This window comes from Herbaspirillum lusitanum P6-12 (assembly GCF_000256565.1).
In the GTDB taxonomy this organism is placed as follows: domain Bacteria; phylum Pseudomonadota; class Gammaproteobacteria; order Burkholderiales; family Burkholderiaceae_D; genus Herbaspirillum; species Herbaspirillum lusitanum.
Genome location: NZ_AJHH01000312.1, coordinates 1 through 1030, shown reverse-complemented (window position 1 = coordinate 1030; position 1030 = coordinate 1). Strand labels below are relative to the sequence as shown.

2 protein-coding genes are annotated in these 1030 nt (G+C 62.4%); both read right to left on the bottom strand.

Features of this window, described 5'->3' with window-relative positions:
* On the bottom strand, positions 1–669 hold a 669-nt coding region (locus HLUSI_RS0109775), incomplete at its 3' end, for a septal ring lytic transglycosylase RlpA family protein (protein WP_040503341.1).
* Positions 670–784: 115 nt separating this feature from the next.
* A partial coding sequence (locus HLUSI_RS27945; RefSeq protein WP_040503340.1) for an FtsW/RodA/SpoVE family cell cycle protein occupies positions 785–1030 on the bottom strand: 246 nt, incomplete at its 5' end.

Here is a 1030-nt window from a genome sequence, read left to right as displayed (position 1 = left end):
CTTGTTCTCAGCCATGCGCGCGATGTCTTCGGGCAGCAGGCGTTCGACTTCCAGCTCGCTGCTGCCGGAAGACAAGTAACCGAGTTTGAGCGCGGCGGTATAGGACAAGTCGATGATGCGCGTCGAGTGGAACGGTCCGCGATCGTTGATGCGCACGATCACCTGCGCGCCGGTCTTCAGGTTGGTGACGCGCGCGTACGACGGAATCGGCAAGGTCGGGTGCGCGGCTGACATCTTGTACATGTCGTACAGCTCGCCGGATGACGTCTTCTGGCCATGGAATTTCTTGCCGTACCAGCTGCCGATGCCGCGCTGCTTGAACGGACGGTTGTCGCTGATCGGGGTGTAAGTCTTGCCGAAGACGGTATAGGGACGCAGCGCCGATTTCGAATACGGCTCGACGCGCGGTTCGGCGTCAGGCGTGTCGAGCAGCCCATCCGGCGGCTGGTCGCCCGGACCGTCGTCCTTGTAATAGCCGCCACGACCGGAGCCCGCTGCAGGCAGCGCTGGTAAAGGCTTGCCGTTGGCGCTGCGCGCTGCCGGCGTGGAAGCGGACGTCGACGGCGACGGATTGAGCGGCGGCGCACTGCTGCATGCCGCCAGCGCCAGCGGCGCCAATAAGGACAACCAACGCATCACGCGCGGCGTCGAGACAAGAAAATCCCGCATTTCAATGTTCCCTGAGCATCAGTTGTTGTAGGAGATCGAGCGCAACGATACCAGAGTATCGGCGACGCACGCCCGTCATTACAAAATCATGCAGTCCGCGAAGACTGCGGCGTTATCAGGTTTGCACCAGTTTGCGATGGCGCTGGATACTCATCAGGATGCCCGCGCCCAGTCCCAGCGTGACCAGCGCGGTGCCGCCGTAGCTCATGAACGGCAGCGGCACGCCGACCACCGGCAGGATGCCGCTGACCATGCCCATGTTGACGAAGGCGTAGGTGAAAAAAATCATCGTGATGGAACCGCCCAGCAAACGCGTGAACAGCGTCGGCGCGTTGGCGGTGATCATCAGCCCGCGGCCGAT